The 24,616-nt window shown below is 67.0% G+C and carries 20 protein-coding genes; 10 read left to right on the forward strand and 10 right to left on the reverse strand.

All coding sequences use genetic code 11. From position 1 onward, the window contains the following. Window positions 1-22: 22 nt before the first annotated feature. The 4 genes from DKG74_RS18425 to DKG74_RS18440 all read right to left on the reverse strand — a co-directional run bounded on the left by DKG74_RS18425 (window position 23) and on the right by DKG74_RS18440 (window position 5,321). On the reverse strand, window positions 23-304 hold the full coding sequence (locus tag DKG74_RS18425; protein WP_109907651.1) for an RNA-binding S4 domain-containing protein: 282 nt from the start codon (window positions 302-304) through the stop codon (window positions 23-25). Next, window positions 304-3,522: a helicase-related protein gene (locus tag DKG74_RS18430; protein WP_109907652.1), complete on the reverse strand. Its 3,219-nt coding sequence runs from the start codon at window positions 3,520-3,522 to the stop codon at window positions 304-306. Before DKG74_RS18430 ends, DKG74_RS18425 begins: the two co-directional genes overlap by 1 nt. A 173-nt stretch (window positions 3,523-3,695) precedes the next feature. Next, on the reverse strand, window positions 3,696-4,064 hold the full coding sequence (locus DKG74_RS18435) for a hypothetical protein (RefSeq protein ID WP_133251622.1): 369 nt from the start codon (window positions 4,062-4,064) through the stop codon (window positions 3,696-3,698). A gap of 249 nt (window positions 4,065-4,313) precedes the next feature. Then, window positions 4,314-5,321: a lipid A deacylase LpxR family protein gene (locus tag DKG74_RS18440; RefSeq protein ID WP_109907654.1), complete on the reverse strand. Its 1,008-nt coding sequence runs from the start codon at window positions 5,319-5,321 to the stop codon at window positions 4,314-4,316. A 149-nt stretch (window positions 5,322-5,470) separates the two neighbouring features. Between DKG74_RS18440 and scpA the strand changes: the two genes are divergently transcribed. Next, window positions 5,471-7,621, forward strand: coding sequence for a methylmalonyl-CoA mutase (scpA, locus tag DKG74_RS18445; protein WP_109907655.1), 2,151 nt, complete (start codon window positions 5,471-5,473; stop codon window positions 7,619-7,621). Window positions 7,622-7,732: 111 nt separating this feature from the next. Here the strand turns inward: scpA and DKG74_RS18450 are convergent, their stop codons facing one another. Next, a complete protein-coding gene (locus tag DKG74_RS18450; RefSeq protein ID WP_109907656.1) occupies window positions 7,733-8,608 on the reverse strand; it encodes a DUF3108 domain-containing protein in 876 nt (291 codons plus the stop codon). A 128-nt stretch (window positions 8,609-8,736) separates the two neighbouring features. Here DKG74_RS18450 and meaB point away from each other — a divergent pair, with 128 nt between their 5' ends. The 3 genes from meaB to DKG74_RS18465 all read left to right on the forward strand — a co-directional run bounded on the left by meaB (window position 8,737) and on the right by DKG74_RS18465 (window position 10,369). Beyond that, complete coding sequence (gene meaB, locus DKG74_RS18455) at window positions 8,737-9,732, forward strand: methylmalonyl Co-A mutase-associated GTPase MeaB (RefSeq protein ID WP_109907657.1); 996 nt, start codon at window positions 8,737-8,739, stop codon at window positions 9,730-9,732. A gap of 83 nt (window positions 9,733-9,815) precedes the next feature. Continuing rightward, a complete protein-coding gene (locus tag DKG74_RS18460) occupies window positions 9,816-10,082 on the forward strand; it encodes a type II toxin-antitoxin system ParD family antitoxin (RefSeq protein WP_109907658.1) in 267 nt (88 codons plus the stop codon). Continuing rightward, window positions 10,079-10,369: a type II toxin-antitoxin system RelE/ParE family toxin gene (locus DKG74_RS18465; RefSeq protein WP_109907659.1), complete on the forward strand. Its 291-nt coding sequence runs from the start codon at window positions 10,079-10,081 to the stop codon at window positions 10,367-10,369. Before DKG74_RS18460 ends, DKG74_RS18465 begins: the two co-directional genes overlap by 4 nt. A 15-nt stretch (window positions 10,370-10,384) precedes the next feature. Here DKG74_RS18465 and DKG74_RS18470 read toward each other — a convergent pair whose 3' ends face one another. Continuing rightward, the gene (locus tag DKG74_RS18470; RefSeq protein ID WP_109907660.1) at window positions 10,385-11,470 is read right to left on the reverse strand and encodes an alkene reductase; all 1,086 of its coding nucleotides are present in this window, start codon (window positions 11,468-11,470) and stop codon (window positions 10,385-10,387) included. A 214-nt stretch (window positions 11,471-11,684) separates the two neighbouring features. Here DKG74_RS18470 and rpmB point away from each other — a divergent pair, with 214 nt between their 5' ends. The 3 genes from rpmB to DKG74_RS18485 all read left to right on the forward strand — a co-directional run bounded on the left by rpmB (window position 11,685) and on the right by DKG74_RS18485 (window position 15,659). Continuing rightward, window positions 11,685-11,987, forward strand: coding sequence for a 50S ribosomal protein L28 (gene rpmB / locus DKG74_RS18475; RefSeq protein ID WP_109907661.1), 303 nt, complete (start codon window positions 11,685-11,687; stop codon window positions 11,985-11,987). A gap of 17 nt (window positions 11,988-12,004) precedes the next feature. Next, window positions 12,005-12,562, forward strand: coding sequence for a VUT family protein (locus DKG74_RS18480; RefSeq protein ID WP_341475864.1), 558 nt, complete (start codon window positions 12,005-12,007; stop codon window positions 12,560-12,562). A gap of 220 nt (window positions 12,563-12,782) precedes the next feature. After that, window positions 12,783-15,659 (forward strand): calcium-binding protein, encoded by a 2,877-nt coding sequence (locus DKG74_RS18485; RefSeq protein WP_109907662.1) that lies wholly within the window; start codon window positions 12,783-12,785, stop codon window positions 15,657-15,659. A 40-nt stretch (window positions 15,660-15,699) separates the two neighbouring features. Here DKG74_RS18485 and DKG74_RS18490 read toward each other — a convergent pair whose 3' ends face one another. From DKG74_RS18490 to DKG74_RS18505, 4 genes are read right to left on the reverse strand one after another with little or no spacing between them, the layout of a single operon-like run. Next, a complete protein-coding gene (locus DKG74_RS18490; protein WP_109907663.1) occupies window positions 15,700-16,692 on the reverse strand; it encodes an esterase-like activity of phytase family protein in 993 nt (330 codons plus the stop codon). Further along, on the reverse strand, window positions 16,689-18,650 hold the full coding sequence (cobT, locus tag DKG74_RS18495) for a cobaltochelatase subunit CobT (protein WP_109907664.1): 1,962 nt from the start codon (window positions 18,648-18,650) through the stop codon (window positions 16,689-16,691). Before cobT ends, DKG74_RS18490 begins: the two co-directional genes overlap by 4 nt. Window positions 18,651-18,668: 18 nt before the next feature. Then, entirely contained in the window at window positions 18,669-19,661 is a 993-nt protein-coding gene (gene cobS, locus DKG74_RS18500; protein ID WP_109907665.1) for a cobaltochelatase subunit CobS, read from the reverse strand. 24 nt (window positions 19,662-19,685) lie between these two features. Then, the gene (locus DKG74_RS18505) at window positions 19,686-20,309 is read right to left on the reverse strand and encodes a J domain-containing protein (RefSeq protein WP_109907666.1); all 624 of its coding nucleotides are present in this window, start codon (window positions 20,307-20,309) and stop codon (window positions 19,686-19,688) included. A gap of 91 nt (window positions 20,310-20,400) precedes the next feature. On the opposite strand from DKG74_RS18505, the gene DKG74_RS18510 reads away from it, so the two are divergent. The 3 genes from DKG74_RS18510 to DKG74_RS18520 all read left to right on the forward strand — a co-directional run bounded on the left by DKG74_RS18510 (window position 20,401) and on the right by DKG74_RS18520 (window position 24,480). Continuing rightward, window positions 20,401-20,661 (forward strand): BolA family protein, encoded by a 261-nt coding sequence (locus DKG74_RS18510; RefSeq protein ID WP_341475865.1) that lies wholly within the window; start codon window positions 20,401-20,403, stop codon window positions 20,659-20,661. A gap of 97 nt (window positions 20,662-20,758) precedes the next feature. Next, entirely contained in the window at window positions 20,759-22,330 is a 1,572-nt protein-coding gene (locus DKG74_RS18515) for a calcium-binding protein (protein WP_109907668.1), read from the forward strand. Between the two features lie 164 nt (window positions 22,331-22,494). Then, on the forward strand, window positions 22,495-24,480 hold the full coding sequence (locus DKG74_RS18520; protein ID WP_109907669.1) for a calcium-binding protein: 1,986 nt from the start codon (window positions 22,495-22,497) through the stop codon (window positions 24,478-24,480). The last annotated feature ends 136 nt before the right edge of the window (window positions 24,481-24,616 follow it).

Raw genomic sequence — 24,616 nt, forward strand, 5'->3', positions numbered from 1 at the left:
GACAGGGGACGGATTGCCGCCCTCAACCCTCGGGCGTGATGTCTTCGTATAGGGCCTGGGCCTCCGGCGCCGGACCCCGGCGCGTGCCAAGGCCAAGGACGCGGATGACGCGGGGCTTTTGTCCGAAGCTGAAGGTCAGCACGTCGCCGATCCTTATGTTCTGATGCGCCTTCAGGGCGGGTTGGCCGTTCAGCCTCACCCGGCCCTTTTCGGCGTATTCGGCGGCGAGGCCGCGCGTCTTGGCGAAACGCGCGTGCCACAACCATTTGTCCAGGCGAAGGCTCTGCCCGGCCGCTTCGGTCATTACCGCGAGAGTTTGTCGCGCAGGGCGAGCAGCTTGGCGAAGGGCGAATCGGGATCGACCTTGGGCGGCGGCGGCTCGGACCGGCGGGGCCGGTTCTGGTTGCCATTGTGCGGACCCTTGGGACCCTTGCCCTGCGCCTGCTGATCGCGTGGCGGACGGGGGCCTTCATGGCGCTGGCCCTCATGCCGCTGCCCCTCATGACGCTGTCCCTCATGACGGGGCGGACGCGGACCCTGGGGGCCACGCGCCGGGGCGGCGTCGGCGGCGGGCTGGCCTTCCGGCGCGGCCTGCTGCGGGCCTTGCGGCTTGGGCTTCTTCGGCTTGCGGCGGCGGTCGCGCGGGTCGGGATGTTTCTTCGGCTGGGGCGCGAACTGGCCGATCAGGCGCGGCGCCGGGGCTTCGCCGTCGGCGGCCGGCGGGGCATCGGCGGTATCGGCGCCAGCTTCCGCCACGGGCGCGTCGGGCGCGGGAGCCTCGGTCGGCGCGCCTTCGGCCTGAGGCTCGCCCTCGGCGGCGGCGACAGCCGCGACGTCGCCGTCACGGCGGGGCTTGCGATTGCGGCGACGACGGCGGCGCTTGTGCGGCTCGCCCGTGGTGGCTTCGCCTTCGATGGCCTCGATGTCGGCGCTCTCGGTGCCTTCGGCCGGGGCGGTCGCGGCAACCGGCTCCTCGCCCTCGATGGCGGGGACGGACTGGATCGGCGCTGGCGCGGCCGGTGCCACTGCCTCCGGGGTGGGCGCCGGGGTCGCCGCAGGGCGGGCCGGGCGCTGGGGCCGGCCCTTGCGGCCGCGCACGCGGTACCGCACGGCGCCATCCTCGAGAGTCAGCTTCTCGTAGCCGAGGGCGCGCATGACCGCGACGAATTCCTCGTTCGAGCAGCCGACGAGACCGGTCAACTCGCCGGTCGGGGTGATCATGTCCTCGCCCTGCTTCTCCCGCAGGGACTGGTCCAACCGCTCCAGCATGTCGATGCGGATCGCCTTGGCGCCGCAGCGGCGGAAACCGGCGACGGACAGCCACTGGTCCGGCGTCTGGCCGTCGAGCGGATAGGCGACATGGCCGGGCGCGGGCGGCGCGACCGAACCGCTACCGGTCGCGATCGCCAGCAGGGTCAGCTTCAGCTGGGTCGCCTCGGGCTTCAGCAGCGCGGGCAGATAGACCGTCAGCTTGCCGAACTTGACGCCAAGGCGGCGCAGTTCCGCGCGGGCGGGCTGGGTCAGGCCGTCGAGTTCATCGGCGATGTCGCGCCGGGGAATGGCGCCCAGCGCCTCGCCCAGGCGGAAGGCGAGGCCGCGCGCCTGACCGGGCAATTCCTCGGCCGTCTGCAGCTTGGTCAGGGCGCCGAGCACGGCTTCGATGCGGGCGGCGACGAAGCGCTCTACCCGGTGCAGCACGCGGTCGCGCTGGGCGCCGTCCAGCAATTCATGGGGCAGCAGATGCACGCGGGGGTGCAGCACGTCGCGGCCGGGCATCAGCCGGGCCAGCACGGCGCCATCCCACAGCACGCGGCCTTCGGGGTCGAGTTTGAAGATCTCGTCGCCGGCGGCTTCGAGTTCCTCGGTGCGGCGCGTGACCTCGGGACCGAGCGCGCGGTTGGCGGCGGCGAGCACCGCCTTGCCGTCGGCGCCTTCGGCGTCCGGATCGGGGATGAATTTCAGGCCAGACATGCGTCCCACATACTCCCCTTCGACGAGAACGTCACCTGTGGAGTCGACCGCTCCCAGCAACTCACTCTCGCCAGCCAGTCTTCTGATCAGCGCGGACGATCGTCGATCGACGAAACGCTGGGTCAGTCTTTCGTGCAGCGCGTCCGACAGGCGATCCTCGATCGAACGGGCCTGTTCCTGTAGCGCCTCCGGGCGCTCAAGCCAATCCCCTCTGTACGACACGAAGGTCCATGTCCGGATATGGGCGAGCCTGGTCGCCAGCGTGTCGATGTCACCGAGCGTATCGTCCAGCCGGCGCAACTGGTCCTCGACCCAGGGGCCCGGCAGTCGCCCCTCGGTGGCGAGGTGGCGATAGATGCGGTGGAGCAGCCGAACATGGACATCCGCCATGGTCTTGCGGAAGTCGGGAATCTGGCAGACCTGCCACAGCAGCTCGACCCGCGCTCGGCCGGTGGCAAGCGCCGCGATCTCCTCATCCTCGGCGAGGGCGCGCAGGGAGGCCTGATCGTCGGCATCGCGCACGCGCATCAGGCCGGGCAGGGGCGGCTGGCGCTCCAGAGAGGCGAGAAGGGCGCGGGGCGACGAGAAGTCGAGTTCTGCCGAGCGCCATTGCAGCTGGCGCACCGGGTCGAAGCGGTGGTTCTCCACCCGCGCGATCATGTCCTCGTCGAAGGGCTCGATGCCGGCGGTGGTGCCGAAGGTGCCGTCGCGCATGTGGCGGCCGGCGCGGCCGGCGATCTGGGCGACCTCGGTCGGGAGCAGGGGGCGGTGGCGCTGGCCATCGAATTTCTCGAGGCTGGCGAAGGCGACATGATCGACGCCGAGGTTCAGGCCCATGCCGACGGCATCGGTCGCGACCAGGTAATCGACTTCGCCCGCCTCGAACAGGGCGACCTGCGCGTTCCGCGTGCGCGGCGACAGCGCCCCGAGGACGACGGCGGCGCCGCCGCGCTGGCGCCGGATCGCCTCGGCGAGGGCATAGACCTCATTGGCCGAAAAGGCGACGATGGCCGAGCGTCGGGGCAGCCGCGCCAGCTTGCGATAACCGGCATGGGACAGGGTGGACAGCCGGGGGCGCGAGACGAAGGCGGCGTCGGGGATCAGGCGGCGGATCACCGGCCGCATGGTCTCGGAGCCGAGGAACAGGGTCTCGGTCAGGCCGCGTGCCCGCAGCAGCCGGTCGGTGAAGACATGGCCGCGCTCGAGATCGGTCGCCAGCTGGATTTCATCGACCGCGAGGAAGTCGTAGCTGCGGTCCTGCGGCATGGCCTCGACGGTGGCGACCCAATAGCGCGCGTCGCGCCCGATCACCTTTTCCTCGCCGGTTACGAGGGCGACCGCCGCCTCGCCCTTGATCTTCACCACCCGGTCGTAGACCTCGCGGGCGAGCAGGCGCAGGGGCAGGCCGATGATGCCGGTCCGGTGCGCCAGCATCCGCTCGATGGCAAAATGGGTCTTGCCGGTGTTGGTTGGGCCGAGAACGGCGGTAACCCTGCCTTCGGCGACCACGGAGACGGTCGGGCGGGCGAAGGGGCGAAGGGGGGGAGACATGACCGCCAGAACATCGGATGCGCGGGGATAAATCTCAAGCCCCTCGTTGTCGCCGCGTGCTCGACTTGCAGCCGGCATCCGCCGCCAGCCGGGCCGGCGCCGACGTTCATGCCGATCTTCATTCCGGCGAAGTAAGCGCTCGGTCCGGGCAGCGTCGGCGCGGCCCGGACATCTCAGCCATAGGGGGCGTAGAGCTTGTGGTCGTCGCGGGTGAAGACCTCACCGAGTGGGGACGCCAGCACGAGCCAGAAGACATAGCCGCCGCCAAGGCCCAGCGCGAAGGCGGTGACGACCAGCGCGGCATCGGGGTCAAGGCCGGTCCAGCCAAGGGCCAGGTCGACGATGGCCGGGGGGTGGCCGCCCAGGGTCCGGCCCCGGCTGGCACTGGCCAGAAAGGCGAGCAGTGGCAGCAGCGCGGCGACAACGCCGCCAAGGGTCGCGACCAAGGGCGCCCGGGCCGCGAGGTGTCGACGCAGGGCAAGATAAAGCGGCAGGCCGAAGATCAGGCTGGGCAGATAGCCGCTGGCCACCGCAATCATCATGAAATCCCCGACGCGATCGGTTGTCGTCGGCTCTGTGAGAGCGACCAGCATCGCCGGCGGCAGGGGGGCGAGCAGAAAGGCCGCGGCGGCCCGTTTCGAACTCGGAGGGGGAATGGCCATGGCGGTATAACCATTATGAATCCATTAACATCCATAATGGTTTTTTAATTTTGTTTTGGCCATCCCGAATGCGACGGGCCCGAATCGCGCGATGGTTGTCGCCTCTGTCCGAAGCGTCCGGACGGTCGCTCAGAAACTCCAGCTGACGCTGGCGGCGCCAAAGCGCGACAAGCCGTCCTGGCCTTCGAACTCCTCGCTGCGGATCACATAGGAATAGGTGATCCGGGTCGAGCCAAAGAAGATCGAGGTGCCGAGCTGGGCATCGCCGACGATGGTGCGCTTGTCGACATGGCGGCTGTCCTTGAAGGTATTGCCGTCGAGGAAGATGTCGCGCAGCACCACGCGGCCCTCGATGCCGCCGAAGACATACCAGCCGAAACCGTTTCGCTTGTCGTAGAAGGCCGAGCCGGCGAGGGCGGGGCGGATGCGCGGCGCGCCGAAATCTGAATCAATGTTCTGGCCGAGCCGCAGCATGAGGCCGCCCGCGACATAGGTCGCGACATTGCCCAGCGACAGGGTGGCGCTGGGTGTCACGTCGACGCGAAGCCCGGTGCGGGGGCCGGTCAGCTCGATCGCCCGCCATTTGCGGTCGAAGATCAGGTTGGCGCCGAATTCGTCCTTGATCTGATCGTCCCAGCCTTCGGCATGGCCATCGCCGATCAGGTCATGGAAATTGTTCTGGACCTCCTCGCCCAGCGCCGAGGGGCCGACGGTGCCGAGCTGAAGCTCGACCGTGTTCAGCACCTCGTCGTCATAGGAGACGAGGGAGAGGGCGCCGAACAGCCAGGCGGCATAGGGCCGGTCCTTCGGATCGGGTGTCCGGGTTTCCGTGTCCTCGGGCGTGTAGATCGTGTGGCCGAGGGCAAGGCCCCAGCGCAATTGCGAGTCCGGGCCAAGGAAGAAGCCGACGAGGTCCGCCGCCTCTTCCATCGCCGAAGGCGGGCGGGAGGGCGACAGCCAAGAGAATTGCACGCCGTTGCTGTAGTAGCGGTCGGTGGCGGCGAAGGCGTCGTTTTCCCACTGGAAGGTGAAGGTGCCATTGGGGTCGGATGCGGTCTCGGGCGCGGAATCCGCCGCCTGCACGGCGGCGTTCCACAGCAGGCCGGCGGCAAGGACCGGCAGGAGGATCGGGCGCATGTGGACCTCGGAAACTGAAAACGGCAGCTATTCGATTCGACGAAAGCATGACGCAACCGCCTGTTGCCTGCAAACCCCCGTGCCGCACGTTGACTTCTTCGGTCGGAAGACCCTATTACGACGAAGGAATTGTAAGGGGATGGCGGGCAATGGCCGATTTTCCGAAGCGCAGCCTTGAAGACTGGCAGGCACTGGTATCGAAGGAACTCGGCGGCGCGCCGGCGGAGAGCCTGACGTGGAACACGCCGGAAGGCATCGCCGTGAAGCCGCTCTATACCGCGGCCGACGTCGAAGGGCTGGAAACCGCCGACACGCTGCCCGGCTTCGCCCCCTTCACCCGCGGCGTGCGCGCCTCGATGTATTCCAACCGGCCCTGGACCATCCGCCAGTACGCCGGCTTCTCGACCGCCGAGGCGTCCAACGCCTTCTATCGCAAGAATCTGGCCGCCGGGCAGATGGGCCTCTCCATCGCCTTCGACCTCGCGACGCATCGCGGCTATGACAGCGATCATCCGCGCGTCACCGGCGACGTCGGCAAGGCGGGCGTCGCCATCGACAGCGTCGAGGACATGAAGATCCTGTTCGACGGCATCCCGCTCGACAAGATGTCGGTCTCGATGACCATGAACGGTGCCGTTCTGCCCTGCCTCGCCAATTACATCATCGCGGCGGAAGAGCAGGGCGTCTCGCAGGACAAGCTCTCGGGCACGATCCAGAACGACATCCTGAAGGAGTTCATGGTCCGCAACACCTATATCTATCCGCCCGAGCCTTCGATGCGGATCATCGCGGACATCATCGCCTATACCTCGGCCAACATGCCGAAGTTCAATTCGATCTCGATCTCCGGCTACCACATGCAGGAAGCCGGCGCCAACCAGGTGCAGGAACTGGCCTATACCCTGGCCGACGGTCTCGAATATGTCCGCGCCGCCCTGTCCAAGGGCCTCGACGTCGACGCCTTCGCCGGCCGCCTGTCGTTCTTCTTCGCCATCGGCATGAACTTCTTCATGGAAGTCGCCAAGCTGCGCGCCGCCCGCTTCCTCTGGGCCGAACTGATGGCCCAGTTCAAGCCGAAGAAGGCGTCCAGCCTGATGCTGCGCACGCACTGCCAGACCTCGGGTGTGTCGCTGACCGAGCAGGACCCCTACAACAACGTCGTCCGCACGGCCTATGAGGCGATGGCGGCGATCTTCGGCGGCACCCAGTCGCTGCACACCAATTCGCTCGACGAGGCGATCGCCCTGCCGACCGAATTCTCGGCCCGCATCGCCCGCAACACCCAGCTCATCCTCGCGGAAGAGACGGGCGTTACCCATGTCGTCGATCCGCTCGGCGGCTCCTACTATGTCGAGAAGCTGACCGCCGACCTCGTCGCCGAGGCGCGCAAGCTGATCGCCGAAGTGGAAGAGATGGGCGGCATGACCAAGGCGGTCGAAAGCGGCCTGCCCAAGCTGCGCATCGAGGAATCGGCGGCGCGCCGTCAGGCCGCCATCGACCGGGGCGAGGAAGTCATCGTCGGCGTGAACAAGTACCGCCTGAAGGAAGAGGCGCCGGTGGACATCCTCGACGTCGACAATGTCGCCGTCCGCGAGTCCCAGGTCGCCCGCCTGAAGTCGATCCGCGCCAGCCGCGACGAGGCGGCGGTGCAGGCCGCGCTGAACGCCCTGACCGAAGGCGCCAAGAGCACCGAGGCCAACCTGCTCGACCTCGCCGTGAAGGCGGCCCGCGTCCGCGCCACGGTGGGCGAGATTTCCGATGCGCTGGAAAAGGTCTTCACCCGCCACAAGGCGGTGATCCGCTCGATCTCCGGCGTTTACGGCGCCGCCTATGAGGGTGACGAAGGCTTCGACCGCATCCGCAACGAAGTCGCCGCCTTTGCCCGCGAGGAAGGCCGCCGTCCGCGCATGCTGGTCGCCAAGATGGGGCAGGACGGCCACGACCGTGGCGCCAAGGTGATCGCCACCGCCTTCGCCGATATCGGTTTCGACGTCGACGTCGGCTCGCTGTTCCAGACCCCGGCCGAAGTCGCCCGTGACGCGGTCGAGAACGACGTCCATGTCGTCGGCGTCTCGTCCCAGGCCGCCGGCCACAAGACCCTGGTGCCCGAGCTGATCGCCGAACTGAAGAAGGCCGGCGCCGAGGACGTGCTGGTGGTGTGCGGCGGCGTCATCCCGGCGCAGGACTACGATTTCCTCTACAAGGCGGGCGTCGCGGCTATCTATGGCCCCGGCACCAACATCCCGGCAGCCGCGGCCGAGATCATGTCGATCATCGCCAAGCGTCGTCAGGCGGCGTAAGCCGCCGGCCAGCTCGTCATGCCGGCGAAGGCCGGCATCTCGGGCCGGCAAGGGCGCCCATGCCGTTGAAAGGCCCCGGTCTGCGCCGGGGCGACGACGTCAATCGGATCGTCAGCCGCCCATGCCCTTCATGTCCGGCGGGGGCAGCAGGGCGGCGGCGTCGCTCAAGGGCTCACCCTTGGCGAGGGCGCGGCGGATCAGCTGCGCGACCGTGACGCCATATTCCGTCTTCACCTGAACCTTGACCGGGATTGCCCGGGGCAGATCGGGGAAGCGCACGAACCAGATGTGCACTTCGTTCGGATAGTTCCTGGCGTCAGAGCGCTCCCATTGGGGATCGAAGCCCTTGATGCGCTTGTAGCGGATCAGGCAGTGGGTCGCCTCGCCCTCGTAGAAGTCGCCATTGCCGCCGTCGATATGATCCGTCCCCTTGTTCTCGAAGGCGACGTCATAGCGCCGCCTGCCGTCGAAAATCTTGAACGAACGCTGGCAGATCCGGTCCTCGGGGCCGCTTTCCGCGGCGAGCAGGGCGGCGGTCGCGGGATCGGTCGCGCCCAGCAGGAATTCGGGCTCGACCGGGCGGCGGCCATCTTCCGCGTTGGGTGGCACGGCGAAGATGTCGCTCGGCCCGTTGGCGTTGAAATAGACATCGACCGAGCGGCGCTTGCCGACCCTTCCGTCGTAGCGGACCTGGAACAGGCTGGGACGGGCGCCGTCCTCGGCCTTGGCATCGAGACGGCCGTCCACCCGGGTCAGCATCCGGGCCTTGAACAGGCTCTCCCACAGGCCGACGGTGCGGGTGAGATTGTCCATCCGGTAGCGGCCGCCTTCATCGACCGTCGTCTGCGCGTCGATCTCGACGATGGGCAGGCCGCCGAGGAAGACGCGGTAAGTCAGGTCGACCCGGTCCGGCCCCGCGCCCAAGGCGGCGGCGGGCAGGGCGCTGGCGAGGGCGAGGGCGGCGGCGAGACGGCGGACGATACGCATGGGCCATTCCTCCGGTTTCGGGCTGACGGGACGAATTCCGATGTCGCGGGGGCTTGGCCTGACCGCCTCTCCCCTGATAAATCCAGCGGATGATGACAGGTTCCGTTTCCGCCGGCGAGCCGGCACCCATGACCGGCGCGACGCAGGCGCTCGCCACCGGCATCCTGGCCGGCGAGCGGCGCGCCCTCGCGCGGGCGATCACCCTCGTCGAATCGACGCGGCACGATCACCGCATCCAGGCCTCCCGCCTGATCGAACATCTGCTGCCCAGCACGGGCCGGGCGATCCGCATCGGTTTCTCCGGGCCCCCGGGCGTCGGCAAATCCACCTTCATCGAGGCCTTTGGCACCTGGCTGACGCGGAGCGGGCAGAAGGTCGCCGTGCTCGCCGTCGATCCGTCGTCCAGCCGCTCCGGCGGCTCGATCCTCGGCGACAAGACGCGCATGGAAACCCTCTCGCGCGAGCCGAATGCCTTCATCCGGCCCAGCCCCTCGGGCTGTACGCTGGGCGGCGTCGCGCGGCGCACGCGCGAAGCCATGCTGCTGACCGAGGCCGCCGGGTTCGATGTCGTCTTCATCGAGACGGTGGGCGTCGGCCAGTCGGAAACCGCGGTCGCCGACATGGTCGACCTCTTCGTCCTGCTGGCCTCGCCCGCGGGCGGCGACGATCTTCAGGGCATCAAGCGCGGCATCATGGAACTGGCCGACCTGCTGATCGTCACCAAGGCGGACGGCGACCTCGCCCATGCGGCCCAGCGCGCGGCATCCGAACTGCGCTCGGCGCTCCACCTGATGCGGCCCAAGGTGCCGTGCTGGCGGCCCAAGGTGCTGACCGTTTCCTCGGTCTCGGCGACCGGCATGGACACGGTCTGGGCCACCATCGGCGAATTCCGTCAGGCGATGGAAACAGCGGGCGAGCTCGCCAGGCTGCGCGCCGAACAGGCCCGCGCCGCGCTCTGGCGCGAGATCGAGGATGGGCTGATCACCGCCCTCAAGGACCACCCTGTGGTCGCCGCGCAGGCCCCGGCGCTGGAGGGCGCCGTCGTCGCCCGCGAGACCACCCCGACCCTCGCCGCCGAGCGCCTGCTGACCGCCTTCCTCGGCCGGCCGGTCTGGCCGGATTGAAGGTCTGGCCCGATTGAGGGGGTGGCCCAATTGAAGGTGGGCCGGGCCGGCGCTATCATAAACTGATAGCAGGAGGTCCGGTCATGCCCAGCAGCTACACCATCGGCAAGCATTTCGAGGATTTCATCCGCGAACAGGTCGCCACCGGCCGCTATGCCAGCGCGAGCGAAGTGATCCGCGATGCCCTCCGCCTGCTCGAAGAGCGCGAGGCCCGCAAGGCTGCCTTCGAGAAGGCCATCGAAGACAGTCTCGCCGATGTCGAGGCGGGCCGGGTGATCGACGCCGATGAAGTCTTCGATAGGTTGCTGGCCCAACTGGAGGCGCTGCCAGCTGGAACCGAAGGCGCGTGAAAGTCGCCTTTTCCGCAAGAGCTCAGGCAGGACTCCGCAGCATCGCCCTCTATATCGCAAGGGACAACAGGGCGAGGGCGATCACTTTCGTCGAAGAGTTGCGGGACAAGGCCAAGGCACTTACCGAGATGCCGCTGGCCTTCCCGCTGGTGCCGGGGCACGAGTCCATCGGACTTCGTCGGCGACCGCACGGCGACTATCTCATTCTTTACCGTGTCGAGGACGCCCGGATCGTCATCCTCGACATCATCCACGCCGCCCGCGACTGGCAGGGGCTGCTGCGGTAATACCCTGCGACAATCTCAGTCCAGCGCCGGGTAGTCCGTATAGCCTTCCGCGCCGCCGCCATAGAGGGTTTCGCGGACCACGGCGTTGAGGGGCGCGTTCTGCTGCAGGCGCGCGACGAGATCGGGATTGGCGATGAAGGGTTTGCCGAAGGCGATCAGGTCGGCGTGGTCGGCGAGCAGGGCCTGATCGGCCAGCGCCTTGTCATAGCCGTTGTTGGCGATATAGGCGCCGCGGAAGCGTTTGCGAAGGGCGACGAAATCGAACGGCTGGCCGATGTCGCGGCTGCCGCCGGTGGCGCCTTCGACGATATGGATATAGGCGATGCCGCGCGCGTCCAGCCCCTCGACGACATGGCTGAACAGAGCCGTCGGGTCGCTGTCCGATATGTCATTGGACGGGGAGACGGGGGCGAGGCGGACGCCGGTCCGCTCCGGCCCGATGGCGGCGGAAACGGCTTCGACCACCTCGAAGAGCAGGCGGGCGCGGTTGGCGATGGGGCCGCCATAGGCATCGTCCCGCTTGTTGGTGCCGTCGCGCAGGAACTGGTCGAGCAGATAGCCGTTGGCGGCGTGAATCTCGACCCCGTCGAAGCCGGCGGTCATCGCGTTGCGCGCGGCCGTCGCGTAAGTCGCGACCAGGCCCGGCAATTCTTCGGTGCGCAGCGCCCGGGGCATGGAAGTGGGGGCAAAGTCACCATTCACGAAGGTCTTGGCATTGGCCTGAATCGCCGAGGGGGCGACGGGCTCCACGCCGCCCGGCTGCAGGGCAACATTGGAAATACGGCCGACATGCCAGAGCTGAAGATAGATATGGCCGCCCGCGTCGTGCACCGCGTCGGTCACCTTGCGCCAGCCGGCGATCTGCTCTTCGCTGTGGATGCCGGGGGTGGCGTCATAGCCTTGGCCTTCGGGGCAGATCTGGCTGGCTTCGGAAATGATCAGGCCGGCGCTGGCGCGCTGGCGGTAATATTCGGCCATCAGCGCGGTCGGCACATTGCCGGGGCCGGCGCGGTCGCGGGTGAGCGGCGCCATGACGATGCGATTCGGCAAGTCGATCGAGGCCATGCGATAGGGCGAAAACAGGGGGGAGGTCCGGGACATGGCTCAACCCTTCGGATTGTAGGGATAATGCGTTAAGGGTGGTCCCGCCGCCCGCGCATCGCAAGGCACCGCGGGAACAGGGGCCTATGGCGCAGAATGCAGGCTTCGGGCCTTGACGAATGGGCATCGCGGGTCTAGAAGACGCGACTTCCACGGGGAGCCTTGGGCTTCCAGTGATACGGATATTTTGCGCAAAAGGCATGGGAGATCACACATGGCGCGGCGCTGCGAACTGACCGGCAAGGGCGTTCTCGTTGGCAACAACGTCAGCCATGCCAACAACAAGACCCGGACCCGTTTCCTGCCGAACCTGGTGAACGTGTCCCTGATCAGCGAGTCGCTGAATCAGTCGATCCGTTTCCGCATCTCGGCCAATGCCCTGCGCTCGGTCGAGCATAACGGCGGCCTCGATGCCTTCCTGGTCAAGGCCCGCGACACCGAGCTGTCGCTGAAGGCCCGCCGCCTGAAGAAGCTGATCGAGAAGCGCGCCGAAGCCGCGGTCGCCCAGGCCGCCTGAGCGGACGGGGCGGGGCCGTGACGGCGCTGGCCACGACGGACCGGGGTTTCTTCCTCGGCGCCGTCGCCGCCATGACCGCCGTCGTGGTCGCTTCCAACATCCTGGTCCAATATCCGTTCGAGCCCTTCGGTCTCGCGGATTGGCTGACCTGGGGTGCCTTTACCTACCCGCTGTCCTTCTTCGTCACCGATCTGACCAACCGGCAGATCGGTGCCGTCGCGGCACGGCGGGTAGTCTATGTCGGCTTCCTGATCGCCGTCGTCCTGTCGGCCCTGTTCGCGGACGCGCGTATCGCCGCCGCCTCGGGCCTCGCTTTCCTCACCGGCCAGCTGCTCGACGTCACGGTGTTCAACCACCTGCGCCGCCAGACCTGGTGGCGGGCGCCGCTGGCGGCTTCGGCCCTTGGCTCCATCGTCGACACGACGGTGTTCTTCTCCGCCGCCTTCGCCTTCTCGGGCCTGCCCTGGCTCGGCTGGGCGGCCGGCGACCTCGCGGTGAAACTCTCCTTCGCCCTTGGCCTGCTTGCCCCGTTCCGGCTGGCCATCGCCTGGTGGGGCCGCCCGCAGGCCGCCTGAAGCCATCGCGCCGTGCATGGTTGGTGTGACGCATGGCGTCACTCGATTTCCGCTCTTCTGAAATCTCATATGTTCCACGCCGAAATGTGACGTCGCGCACATCCGTCGCGGCCAAGTTGCGCGATGTCTGGACTGCCCCCCGCGGCCCCATGGGGCCGGATGTCCAGAGGTCACGGCGCCCCCCGGGCCGACCGATCCGTAACAGAGCGAGATTCGACAGATGAGCAGTGCAATCACCATGGTCCCTGTGTCCGGCACGATGGGCGACGACTATCTCTATGCCTCCTGGCAGGCAGACGACATCTCGGCGAATGGCGGCGACGACTATATTTTCGCGTCGCCCGAAGTCATGGCGGGCGACGTCTATGATGGCGGTGTAGGGATCGACACGCTGGGTCTGAGCTTCTACGGCGCCACCCGGGGGATCAATATCGCCGTGGCCGATACGCCGACGGCCACCACCTTTCTCGGTGCCACGCTGACCAGCATCGAGAGGCTGCAGGTCTTCGCGACCGACTACGCCGACCGCTTCACCGGCGGTGCCTGGGGCGACATGTTCCAGGGGGGCGGGGGCAACGATATCGCCGATGGCGGCGGCGGCAACGATTTCATCAGTGGCGATGAGGGGCGGGACCAGCTGCGCGGCGGGGCTGGCGACGATCTGATCGACGGCGGCGCCGATATCGACACGCTCTACGGCGGCTTCGGGCGCGACCTGATCAATGGCGGCGACGGCGACGACAAGATCTATGGCGAGGCCGGGGATGACAGTCTGTTCGGTGGCGCCGGTAAGGACACGATCTCGGGCGGCGATGGCAATGATTACATCTGGGGCGAGGCCGGAAACGACACGATCGACGGCGGTGCCGGTGACGATCTGATCGTCGGCGGCGCGGGCGACGACACCCTGAAAGGGGGCTCGGGGGCCGACCGCATCGAGACCAGCCTGCTCGAAGGGCGGGACGTGATCAATGGTGGCAGCGGCCTCGATCGCGTGGTGATCCGCGATCTTGCCGGCACGTTCACGGCGCTGGCCTCCAATCTCGTGAACACGCTCGCGAATGGAACGACCCTGCAATATGTCGAGGCGTACGAACTCCACGGTTCTGCCGGTGTCGACAAATTCACCGGCCATGACCGAGACGATGCGATGAACGGCTATGCCGGCAACGACACGTTGAAGGGCGAAGGCGGCGATGACGCGCTCGACGGCGGCACCGGCCGTGACCGCCTGGAAGGCGGCGCGGGCGACGATGTGCTGTCCGCCGCCGGGGGCGGCGCCGACACGCTGATCGGCGGCACCGGTGTCGATCTCGCCAGGCTCGACCGCTCCAATCCCGCGGAATCGCGAAATTACACCATGTCCTTCTCGGCCGATGGCAAGACCATCACCCTGTCGGACGGCACCACCATGACCGATATCGAGCGTCTCGACATCACCACCAGCAAGGGTGACGACACGCTTTCCGCCGGCAATGCGCTCAGCGTCCGCTTCGACGCGGGTGAAGGCAACAACAGCCTGACCGGCGGCTCGGGCGGGGACACGCTGATGTCGGGTGCCGGAGCCGACACGATCTCGGGCGGCGCGGGCGACGATTACATTGTCGATCAAGGCGGCAACAACACGATCGACGCGGGGACCGGTAACGATCGGGTCAGCGTGACGTCAAAGGTTTCCGCGACCACCACCATCGCCCTTGGCGCGGGCAATGATACCGCCTTCCTGAACGACGGAACGGGCAGTGTTCGTGGCACCTACACGGTCGACGGCGGGACCGGCTTCGACTTTGTCGCGATCAACCGGTCGCAGGCGACGGCCGCCATCACATTCGTGCTTTCGGCCAATGCGACCCTGGTCAACGGCGCGGCCACGTTGAAGAACATCGAGCAGGTCGACATTCGCACCGGCAGCGGCAACGACAGCCTGACCGGTGGGGCTGCGGCGGATCGGCTGGATGGCGGGGCCGGCAATGACATGCTGAAGGGTCTCGCGGGGGACGACATGCTGGTGGGCGGGGCCGGGGCCGACACGCTTCATGGCGATGCCGGCGACGACGAACTCTGGGCCGGCAACGGCGGTCCGGACGGCGATGCCGACCAGCTCTATGGCGGCGACGGCAACGACCGACTCCACATCTCTGCCGGGGATTTTGCCGATGGCGGCGCGGGCATCGACCATCTGTTGCTCGATCTGTCCGACCAGACCGTGGCCGCGCGCTTCACCCTGACCACCGGCAGGCTGACCGTGGGGGGCTCCACGACCTTTGAAGGCATCGAAGCCTTGACCTTCGACGGCGGCAGCGGCGCGGATGCGGTCACCACCGGAAACTACGCCGACCGACTGAGTGGCGGCGATGGCAACGACACCCTGAAAGCCGGCGGTGGCAATGACGAATTGCGGGACGGCAACGGCAGCGACAAGCTTTATGGCGGTGCTGGCGACGATATGCTGATCCGGACCGACGAGGACGGCGCTGGTGCCGATGTTTTCGATGGCCAGTCCGGCTTCGACACGCTGGCCTTCGCCATTGATTCCGCCACCGGCGTCACCATCGACCTGGAAAATCGCGCCCTCAACGACGGTCTCGCCAAGGGCATGACGATCAGCAACATCGAGCGGATCATCGGCACCGATATCGCGGATACGATCCGCGGCAGCGCGGCCGCGGAGACCTTCGAGGGCGGCTATGGCTCCGATATTCTCGATGGCCGTGCCGGTGACGATGTCCTGCGGGGCGGCCAGGGCGGCGACATCCTGACCGGCGGCGCCGGCAAGGACATGTTCGCCTATGGCGACGATGTCTTCGATGCCAGCGGCGCCGCCGGTGCCGGCGATCTGATCACCGATTTCCATCGTGGCGAGGACAAAATCCTCATCGACCGGGAAGGCTTCGACCTCGCCGCCGATTATGCCCTTGCCCTCGTGGTGGGAGCCGACCCGGTGGCGACAGGGAGCAAGGCCCAGTTCCTGTTTGAAAGTGACAATGGCCGCCTGTGGTTCGATGCCGATGGTGCCGGTGGCGCCGGGGAGGCGATGCTGATCGCCACCTTGCAGGGCGTGACCACATTGTCGGTGTCGGATTTCATTCTGGCCTGACGATATCCGGCCCCTTGCCGCGAGGCAGGGGGCCGAACCGTCAGGGCAGCACGAAATCCATCAGCAGGGTCCGCTGCAGCGGATTGAAATTGTCGTCCGACAGGACGAGAGCGTGTGTCTTGCTCGCCGCGTCGCGATAGATGCCGAGGGCTTCGGAATTGTCGACCGTCAGCTCGGCCGGGATACGGGCGAGTTCGCGGCCCGCGATGGGCGTGGCGGACTCCGTCGATACCGCCGGCAGGACCGACAGCCGGGCGCCCGGGCCGGTCAGCAGGTCGTAGCGCCGCTCCAGCAGCAGGAAGTCGCCACCCGGCAGGGGCTTCAGATCGGTCGGCTTGAAGTCGGCGACGGCTTCCAGCGCCAGCGTGCGGGGCGGGGCGCCGTCCGGCCCATCGAAGCGCCAGCCCTGGTGGCGGCCGGCGGCATCCAGCAAGTCTTCGGAAAAGCCGAACAGGGCGCCGTCCGACAGGGCGGTCAGGGCTTCCAGCCCGCCGTTGGGATCGGCCTTGCGCAGGTCCGGCGGGATCGGCAACGTCTCGGGCACATGCAGCAGCGGCAGGGAGCCATCGGCCTGCGCCGGGTAAAGCAGGATGCGATGATCCTGCTCGAAGGCGACGATCATGCTGCCGTCGGCGCGGGCGGTGATGGCTTCGGCATCGCCGTTCATCTTGTCGCCGCCGAGCGGCCGTCCGTCGGGGGCGAGCAGGGGGCCGATCTCGGCGTTGGCGAGCCCTGAAATCCGGCCATCCTGCCGGACAAGGTCAGCGGTCAGCCACCAGCCGATGTCGCTGATCAGCACGATCCGCGCGCCATCGGGCGAGACCAGCATTCCCGACCAGCCGCCAAAGCGGCCATCGTCCGACAGAAGGGTAAGGCCACCAGCATAATCGAGGCTGCCGACCCGCTTGACGCCGGGATGCGCCGGATCGAGGGGGACCGGGTGCGTCTCGACCGCGATCTGCCCCGCCATGGCCGGCAGGGCAGGGAACAGCAAGCCGATCAGCAGGAAGGCGTCGGGCCCGCGCAGGCTCATCGCCCGCGCTGCCCGCCGGCCCGGCGCCCGCCTTGTCCCGGCTTGCCCGCGGCCGCCTTGGCCCCCGCCTTCTCGTCGAACAGCGACGCCAGCTGTTCCATCATGGCGCCGCCCAGCTGCTCCGCCTCGACGATGGTGACGGCGCGGCGGTAGTAACGGGTAACGTCATGGCCGATGCCGATGGCGATCAGCTCGACCGGCGAGCGGGTCTCGATCCATTCGATCACCTGGCGCAGGTGTTTCTCGAGATAGGAGCCGGAATTGACCGACAGGGTGCTGTCGTCGACCGGCGCGCCGTCCGAGATTACCATGAGGATGCGGCGCTGCTCGTTCCGGGCGAGCAGGCGGTTGTGGGCCCAGAGCAGGGCCTCGCCGTCGATGTTTTCCTTCAGCAGGCCCTCGCGCATCATCAGGCCGAGGTTCTTGCGCGCCCGGCGCCAGGGCGCGTCTGCGTTCTTGTAGACGATGTGGCGCAGATCGTTCAGACGGCCGGGGGCGGCGGGCTTGCCTTCCTTCAGCCAGCGCTCGCGCGATTGCCCGCCCTTCCACGCCCGCGTGGTAAAGCCCAGGATCTCGACCTTGACCGAGCAGCGCTCGAGCGTCCGGGCCAGGATGTCGGCGCAGGTCGCGGCGACGGTGATCGGCCGGCCGCGCATCGAGCCCGAATTGTCGATCAGCAGCGAGACGACCGTGTCGCGGAAGGTCGTGTCGTGTTCCAGCTTGAACGAAAGCGGATGCATCGGATCGGTGACGACCCGGGACAGGCGCGCGGCGTCGAGCAGGCCTTCCTCGAGATCGAATTCCCAGCTGCGGTTCTGCTTGGCCATCAGGCGGCGCTGCAGCCGGTTGGCGAGCTTGGAGACGACGCCCTGCAAGGCCTGCAGCTGCTGGTCGAGATAGGCGCGCAGGCGCGTCATCTCGTCGGCGTCACACAGTTCCTCGGCCTCGATCACCTCGTCGAAATCGGTGGTATAGGCGCGGTAGGGCGGCTCGCCCGGGGTCTGCTCGATGGGCGTGTTGGGACGCCACGGCCGTGTCGCCTCGGTCGAATCCTCGCCCTCGGCGCTGTCGAGGTCTTCGTCGCTGTCGATCTGGACGGCGGTCTCGGTCGAATCGTCGTCGCTCGCCTCGTCGGATTCGACCATTTCCGTGGTCGCGCCCTCGGGGGCGGCGCCTTCGCCCTGGCTGTCGTCGCTCTCGCCCTCGTCCTGATCCTCGTCTTCGCTGTCGTCGTTCTTGTCCTGGTCGTCCTCGTCGGCGCCCATGTCTTCCGACAGGCCGAGGTCGGCGATCAGCTTGCGCGACATGCGGGAGAAGGCCGCCTGGTCGTCGATCACGCCGGCGAGGCGCTCGATATCGCCCGCAGCCTTTTCCTGCACCCAGTCGCGCCACAGGTCGACGATCTTGCCGCCCGATTCCGGCGGTGCGGCGCCGGTCAGGCGCTCGCGCACCATCAGGGCGACCGCTTCCGACAGGGGGGCGTCGGCGCGGTCGACCACGCGGGCATAGCCGCGCGCCTTGCAGCGCTCGTCGATCATGGTGCCCAGATTGTCGGCGACGCCGACCATGTCGTTGGCGCCGATCGCCTCGCAACGCGCCTGTTCGACCGCGTCGAACACGGCGCGCGCGGTGGAGCCTTCCGGCAGATACTGGCCGTGCAGCTTGTCGTCGTGATAGCGCAGGCGAAGCGCGGCGGAATCGGCCTGGCCGCGCACCACGGCGACCTCGGTCGGGTTCATCTCGCGCGAGGGCTGGGGCAGGCGCAGCGCCGCGCCGGGGGCGGGGCTGGAGGCACCGGTCACGCCGCCGAAGCCGCTGGACGGGGCGGCGGCATTGGGCCGCCCGGTCACGCCTTCGGCGCCGAAGGCGATGTTCAGCTCCTGCTTCTCGGCGATGGCGCGGGTCGCGGCGGCGACCGCGCGCTTGAAGGGCTCGACGGGGCTTTCGGGACGGGCCATGGCGTCAGGCCGGCTCGATCACGAAATGCGGATGTTGGCGGCGGATTCCGGCAATTCCTTGCCGAAGCAGCGCTGGTAATATTCCGCCACCGTCGCCCGCTCCACCTCGTCGCACTTGTTGAGGAAGGTGACGCGGAAGGCAAAGGCGACATCGTTGAAGATGCGCGCGTTCTCGGCCCAGGTGATCACCGTGCGGGGCGACATCACGGTCGAGATATCGCCGGCGATGAAGCCGGCGCGGGTCAGTTCGGCCACGCCGACCATGGCCGTGATCGTCTTCTTGCCCTCGGGGTTCTGGAACTGCGGCGACTTGGCGAGGACGATCGCCACTTCCTGATCCTTCGGCAGGTAGTTCAGGGTGACGACGATGTTCCAGCGGTCCATCTGACCCTGGTTGATCTGCTGCGTGCCGTGATAGAGGCCGGTGGTATCGCCGAGGCCGACCGTGTTTGCCGTGGCGAACAGGCGGAAGGCGGAATGCGGCCGGATCACCCGGTTCTGGTCGAGCAGGGTCAGCTTGCCCTCGACCTCGAGGATGCGCTGGATCACGAACATCACGTCCGGGCGGCCGGCGTCATATTCGTCGAACACCAGCGCGGTCGGATTCTGCAGCGCCCAGGGCAGGATGCCTTCGCGGAATTCGGTGACCTGACGGCCTTCCTTCAGGACGATGGCGTCCTTGCCGACGAGGTCGATGCGGCTGATGTGGCTGTCGAGATTGATGCGGATGCAGGGCCAGTTCAGCCGCGCGGCGACCTGCTCGATATGGGTCGACTTGCCGGTGCCGTGATAGCCCTGGATCATGACGCGGCGGTTGTAGGCAAAGCCCGCGAGGATCGCCAGCGTTGTTTCCCGGTCGAAGCGATAAGTCTCGTCGAGGTCCGGCACATATTCGTTGGGCGCCGAGAAGCCGGGCACTTCGAGATCGCTGTCGATGCCGAACACCTGACGGACCGAAACCTTGATGTCGGGCTTGCCGTCGAGGGTCACAGCATGGGTGTTGGAAGTCATGATCGGTCAATCCTACTCGGCTGATTACCTGGCCAATTCCTCACGCATGAATCCCTTGTCGCGCAGATGACGGTAAGCGTCGATGACTTTGCGCAAACGGGCTTCGGCGGTCTTGTCGCCGCCGTTACGGTCGGGATGGTAGCGTTTTACGAGCGCCTTGTAGCGGGACTTGACGTCCGGGGCGCTGACGCCGGCGTCGAGTTCGAGAACGGCGAGGGCTTCCTTGTCCTCGGGCGAAAGGCGGCGGGCCTCGGGCACGGCGCCGCTTCGCGCCCTGCCGTCGATGCGATAGCCGGCCTCGCCCAGGAGATCGAAGGGATCGTGGGCGCCGTGCTCGGCATGATGGCGAGCCTGGGAGCGGCCGCTCGCGCGTTCGCCCAGCTTCCAGGTCGGGCGGTGCCAGGTGGCGTTCTGCGACTGATAGGTCTCGATCTCGTCGGCGCCCATGCCCTCGAACCAGTTCCAGGTGCGATTGTATTCGCGCACATGATCGAGGCAGAACCACAGCGGCGGATCGTCGGGATTGCGCGAGCGCGGCGCGCGGTATTCACCCGCGCACAGGCACCCCTCGCTGGCGCAGGGGCGCAGCGCGGCAGAGTCGCCAGGGCCGTTGGCCCGGCGTGGATAAGCACTTTCCTTACGGGGCATCGGGGGATTATGGGTGCGGGGAAGGGCACACACAAGGTGGGGCGCGAATTAAGACGGCGCCCCGACGTCAGAGAAGGAATTCACCATGCGCATGGCCGACCGAATCCGCGCGAGACTCGAAAGCGCCCTCGACGGCGCCGAAGTGACGGTGATCGACGATTCCGCCCGTCATGCCGGCCATGCCGGCGCCAACGAGGCGGGGGAGAGCCATTTCAACGTCCGCGTCCGCGCGCCCGCCTTCGCCGGACAAGGCCGGGTCGCCCGCCATCGGCTGGTCAACGGCCTGCTGGCGGATGAATTCGGCAAGGGCCTGCACGCCCTGCAACTGACCCTGCTCGCGCCCGGGGAATAAACGACCGCGGCGATGCCCGCGGAATTGATCTGCAGCAACGGCCTGTCTTCCGACCCGGCGTACAATCGTCGGCATCGCCAAGGCGGAAGGAGAGGCCATGGACTTCGTCGGCACGAGCGGCAACGACAGGTTCACCGGAACGACCGGAAAGGACATGTTCGACCTGACCCAGGGCGGCATCGACCGGGTCAACGGTGGCAGCGGCAGCGATTATTTCTATTTCGGCGCCACCCTGACCGCCGACGACCGGGTCAATGGCGGCAGCGATCCGCGCGACTACAACTATCTGTTCATCGAAGGGGACTATGGCGCCGGTCTCGCTCTTGGCGCCAACACCGTCCGCTACATGGACACGATCCACATGGCCAGCGGTCATGATTACGATCTGACCCTGAACGACGGCAATACCGCGGCCGGCCGGACGATGTATATCGCGACCTATGCCTCGGTTACCGTCGATGGTGGGGGGGCGGGCAATGCGGTCAGGGTCGACGGTTCGGCCGAAACCGATGGCACGCTGGCCTTTTTCGAGGGTTGGCAGGACAGCGTGTTCATCGGCGGGTCGCATGGCAACGTCGTCCACAGTTACCATGGCGGGCACGATGTCTTCATCGGCGGGGCGGGCGATGATTCATTCGTCATCCACTCGGGTTATGACGCGCTCGACGTCATGCAGGGCGGCGCGGGCAACGACACTCTCACCCTGGGCGGCGGCAGTCTGCTCTCCGCCAATCTGACGGGCGCCCGGATCGGCGGTTTCGAGACCATCGTTCTCGATACCTATTACGGCAATTCCTTCCACATCATGTTTTCCGACGCCTACGCGAAAGCGGGCGACGTGATCCATGTCACCACCGATGACCGTTTCGGTCCCGCGAGCACGATGCATATCGACGTCAACGCGGGCCACGAGACCGATGCCACCTTCGTCATCACCGACGGGCGGGGCGATGACACGCTGATCGGTGGCGGCGGCGATGACTGGATCAGTGCCGCGGAAGGAGGACGCGATCTGGTGCAGGGGCGGGGCGGTGACGATACCATCGTGTTCGGCGCCCTGACCAAAGCCGGCAGCGCCTTCAATGGCGGCGACGGGATCGACACGCTGTTGTGCGGTGTCGGCACCGCCGCCAGTGTGATCGACCTCGCTGGCGGCACTCTCTCGGTCAGGGGCGAGGACGCCGGACGCATCGCCAATTTCGAGAATGCCGTGGGCAGCGACCGAAGCGACCGCCTGTTCGGCAACGATCTCGCCAATGACCTGCGGGGCGGCGCCGGTCTCGACCGGATCGAGGGCAGGGCGGGCGACGACCGTCTTTACGGCGATGCCGGCAACGACAAGCTGTTCGGCGGGGCCGGGGCGGATATCCTTGCTGGCGGTACCGGGGCCGACCGTCTGGACGGCGGCGCGGGTAACGACAGCCTCGAAGGCGGCGCCGACGGCGATGTCTTCGTCTTCTCGAGGGGCGGTGGCACCGACACCGTTCAGGATTATGTCGACGGCGAGGACAGTTTCGATCTCCGGCTCAGCATCGCGGTCGATTTCGCCGATGTCGCCGCCCATATGACGCAGGTCGGCGCGGACGTCGTGATCGCCCTCGGCGCCGACCGTCTGGTCATTCTCGGGACCGATGTCGCCGCGCTCGATGCCGGCGACTTTCTGGTCTGACGCCGACGGAAACCGGCCCCCGGATCGCGCGCCGGGGGCCGACCGGGGTGTGACGGCGGTACGCCCGGTGTGATGAACGAACAAAAACCGCAAGCTGGCTTTGCCCGTGTCTTCGGCCCGGATTATACGATCTCCATCCCAATCGTGGGCTCAGAGATCGCATCATGAACTTCACCGGCACCAATAACGACGACACCTATAACGGCACCAGCGCAGCCGACGTCTTCGACATGGCCCAGGGCGGCGTGGACATCGTCAATGGCAAGGAAGGCGACGACGAATTCCGCTTCGGCGCCACCCTGACCGCGGCCGACCGCGTCATCGGCGGCGACGGCTACGACCATGTGATCCTGAAGGGCGATTACAGCGCCGGCCTCGTCCTCAGTTCGACCACGCTGCGCTATGTCGAGAGTTTCGAGATGACCTCGGGCTTCTCCTATGACATCACCATGAGCAATGGCAACCTGCAGGCCGGCGAAGTGATGACGGTCAGCGCCTATGGTGTCGGCTTCGGCGGCAGCGGCCATTACTTCCACTTCAATGGCTCGGCCGAGACCGATGGCCGCTTCAACGTCTCGGACGGTTATGGCGACGACATCCTGATCGGCAGCCAGGGCGGCGACAGCCTGTCCATGTCCTATGGCGGCAACGATTACATCGACGGCCAGGGCGGCGGCGACGTCATCATGGCCGAGAACAATTTCGGTGCCGGCGATTTCATCAATGGCGGCGCGGGTAGCGACATCGTCTATTTCCGTGGTCTGCAGTCGGCGACGATCATCCTGAACGGCGCCAATTTCCAGAATATCGAAACGCTGGCCGTGGTCGGCAACTATGGCGCCGACTTCCAGGTCGCCGACACGCTGCTGGCGGCCGGCCAGTGGCTGAACCTCGACATGCGCAGCGTGCAGGCGGGCCAGACCGTCAATTTCATCGGCTCGCTCGAGACGGACGGCCGGTTCGACTATTATGACGGCGCGGGCAACGACCATTTCACCGGTGGCGGTGGCGCGGACCTTTATCGCGGCGGTAATGGCGGTTCGGACATCGTCTCGGGCCTTGGCGGCGACGACTATATCTATTTCGGCGGCGACCTCGATTCCGGCGACACCATCTGGGGCGGCGCGGGTTACGACGTGATGGACCTGACCGGCGACCTGTCGGCCGGGGTCCATTTCGCCGACGACGGCCTCGCCGGGGTCGAGCGGGTGGTGCTGCGCGACGGCTTCACCTACAAGCTGTTCTTCGCCGACGGCAATCTGAACACGGGCGAGGGACTGCTGATCAGCAGCTCGGGCAATATCGGCGCCGGCAATTCCGTCTATATCGACGCCAGCGCCGAGACCGACGCCGCCTATACGATGTATGATTCCGATGGCAACGACACGCTGATCGGCGGCGGCGGCAACGATGTGTTCTGGTCGCTCGCCGGCGGCCGGGACAAGCTCATCGGCAATGGGGGCAACGATACCTTTGTTGTCGCCGGCCCGCTTCACGCCTACGACAGCTATAACGGCGGCGCCGACATCGACACGATCACCATCTACAACGCCGACAAGGGGGGCGTGATCGACCTGTCGACGGGCAAGATTTCCATCGGCGGCGTCGCCGGTGGCTCGGTCACGCAGATCGAGAATATTTCGGGCTCGGCCTATGCCGACACGCTGACCGGCAACAGCGCCGCCAATTTCATCGACGGTGGCGCCGGCAACGACACAATCTCGGGCGGGCAGGGCAGCGACGATCTGCGTGGCGGCGCCGGGTCCGACAAGCTCGACGGCGGGGCCAAGGACGACATTCTTTATGGCGATGCCGGCAACGACATCCTGCTGGGCGGCCAGGGCAACGACAATCTGTTCGGCGGCGACAATACCGACCGGCTGGATGGCGGCATCGGCAACGATGACCTGACCGGTGGCGCGGGGCGCGATACCTTCGTGTTCTCGACCGGGACGGGTGTCGATCACGTGAAGGACTTCACCAACAATTTCGACTATCTCGACTTCACGGGGGTCGCCGCGGATTTCGCCGATATCCAGGCTCACATGTCGCAGGTCGGCACCGATGTCGTGATCGCCTATGGCACGGACAAGTTCATCCTCGAGAACACCAGCATCGGCGTGCTTGACGCCAGCGACTTCCTGGTCTGACCGGGCGCGAGGCCGGGGCGAACCGTCCCGGCCCCGTCGTCGCGCGCCTCCAATCTGCTCCTAATGAGAGCAAATTTGGAAATAGCAACTTTTTAGATCACGTCTCAAACGGACGTATGATTATAATGCACCCGTA

Origin of the sequence: Zavarzinia aquatilis, from assembly GCF_003173035.1 — a bacterium.
GTDB classification, from domain to species: domain Bacteria; phylum Pseudomonadota; class Alphaproteobacteria; order Zavarziniales; family Zavarziniaceae; genus Zavarzinia; species Zavarzinia aquatilis.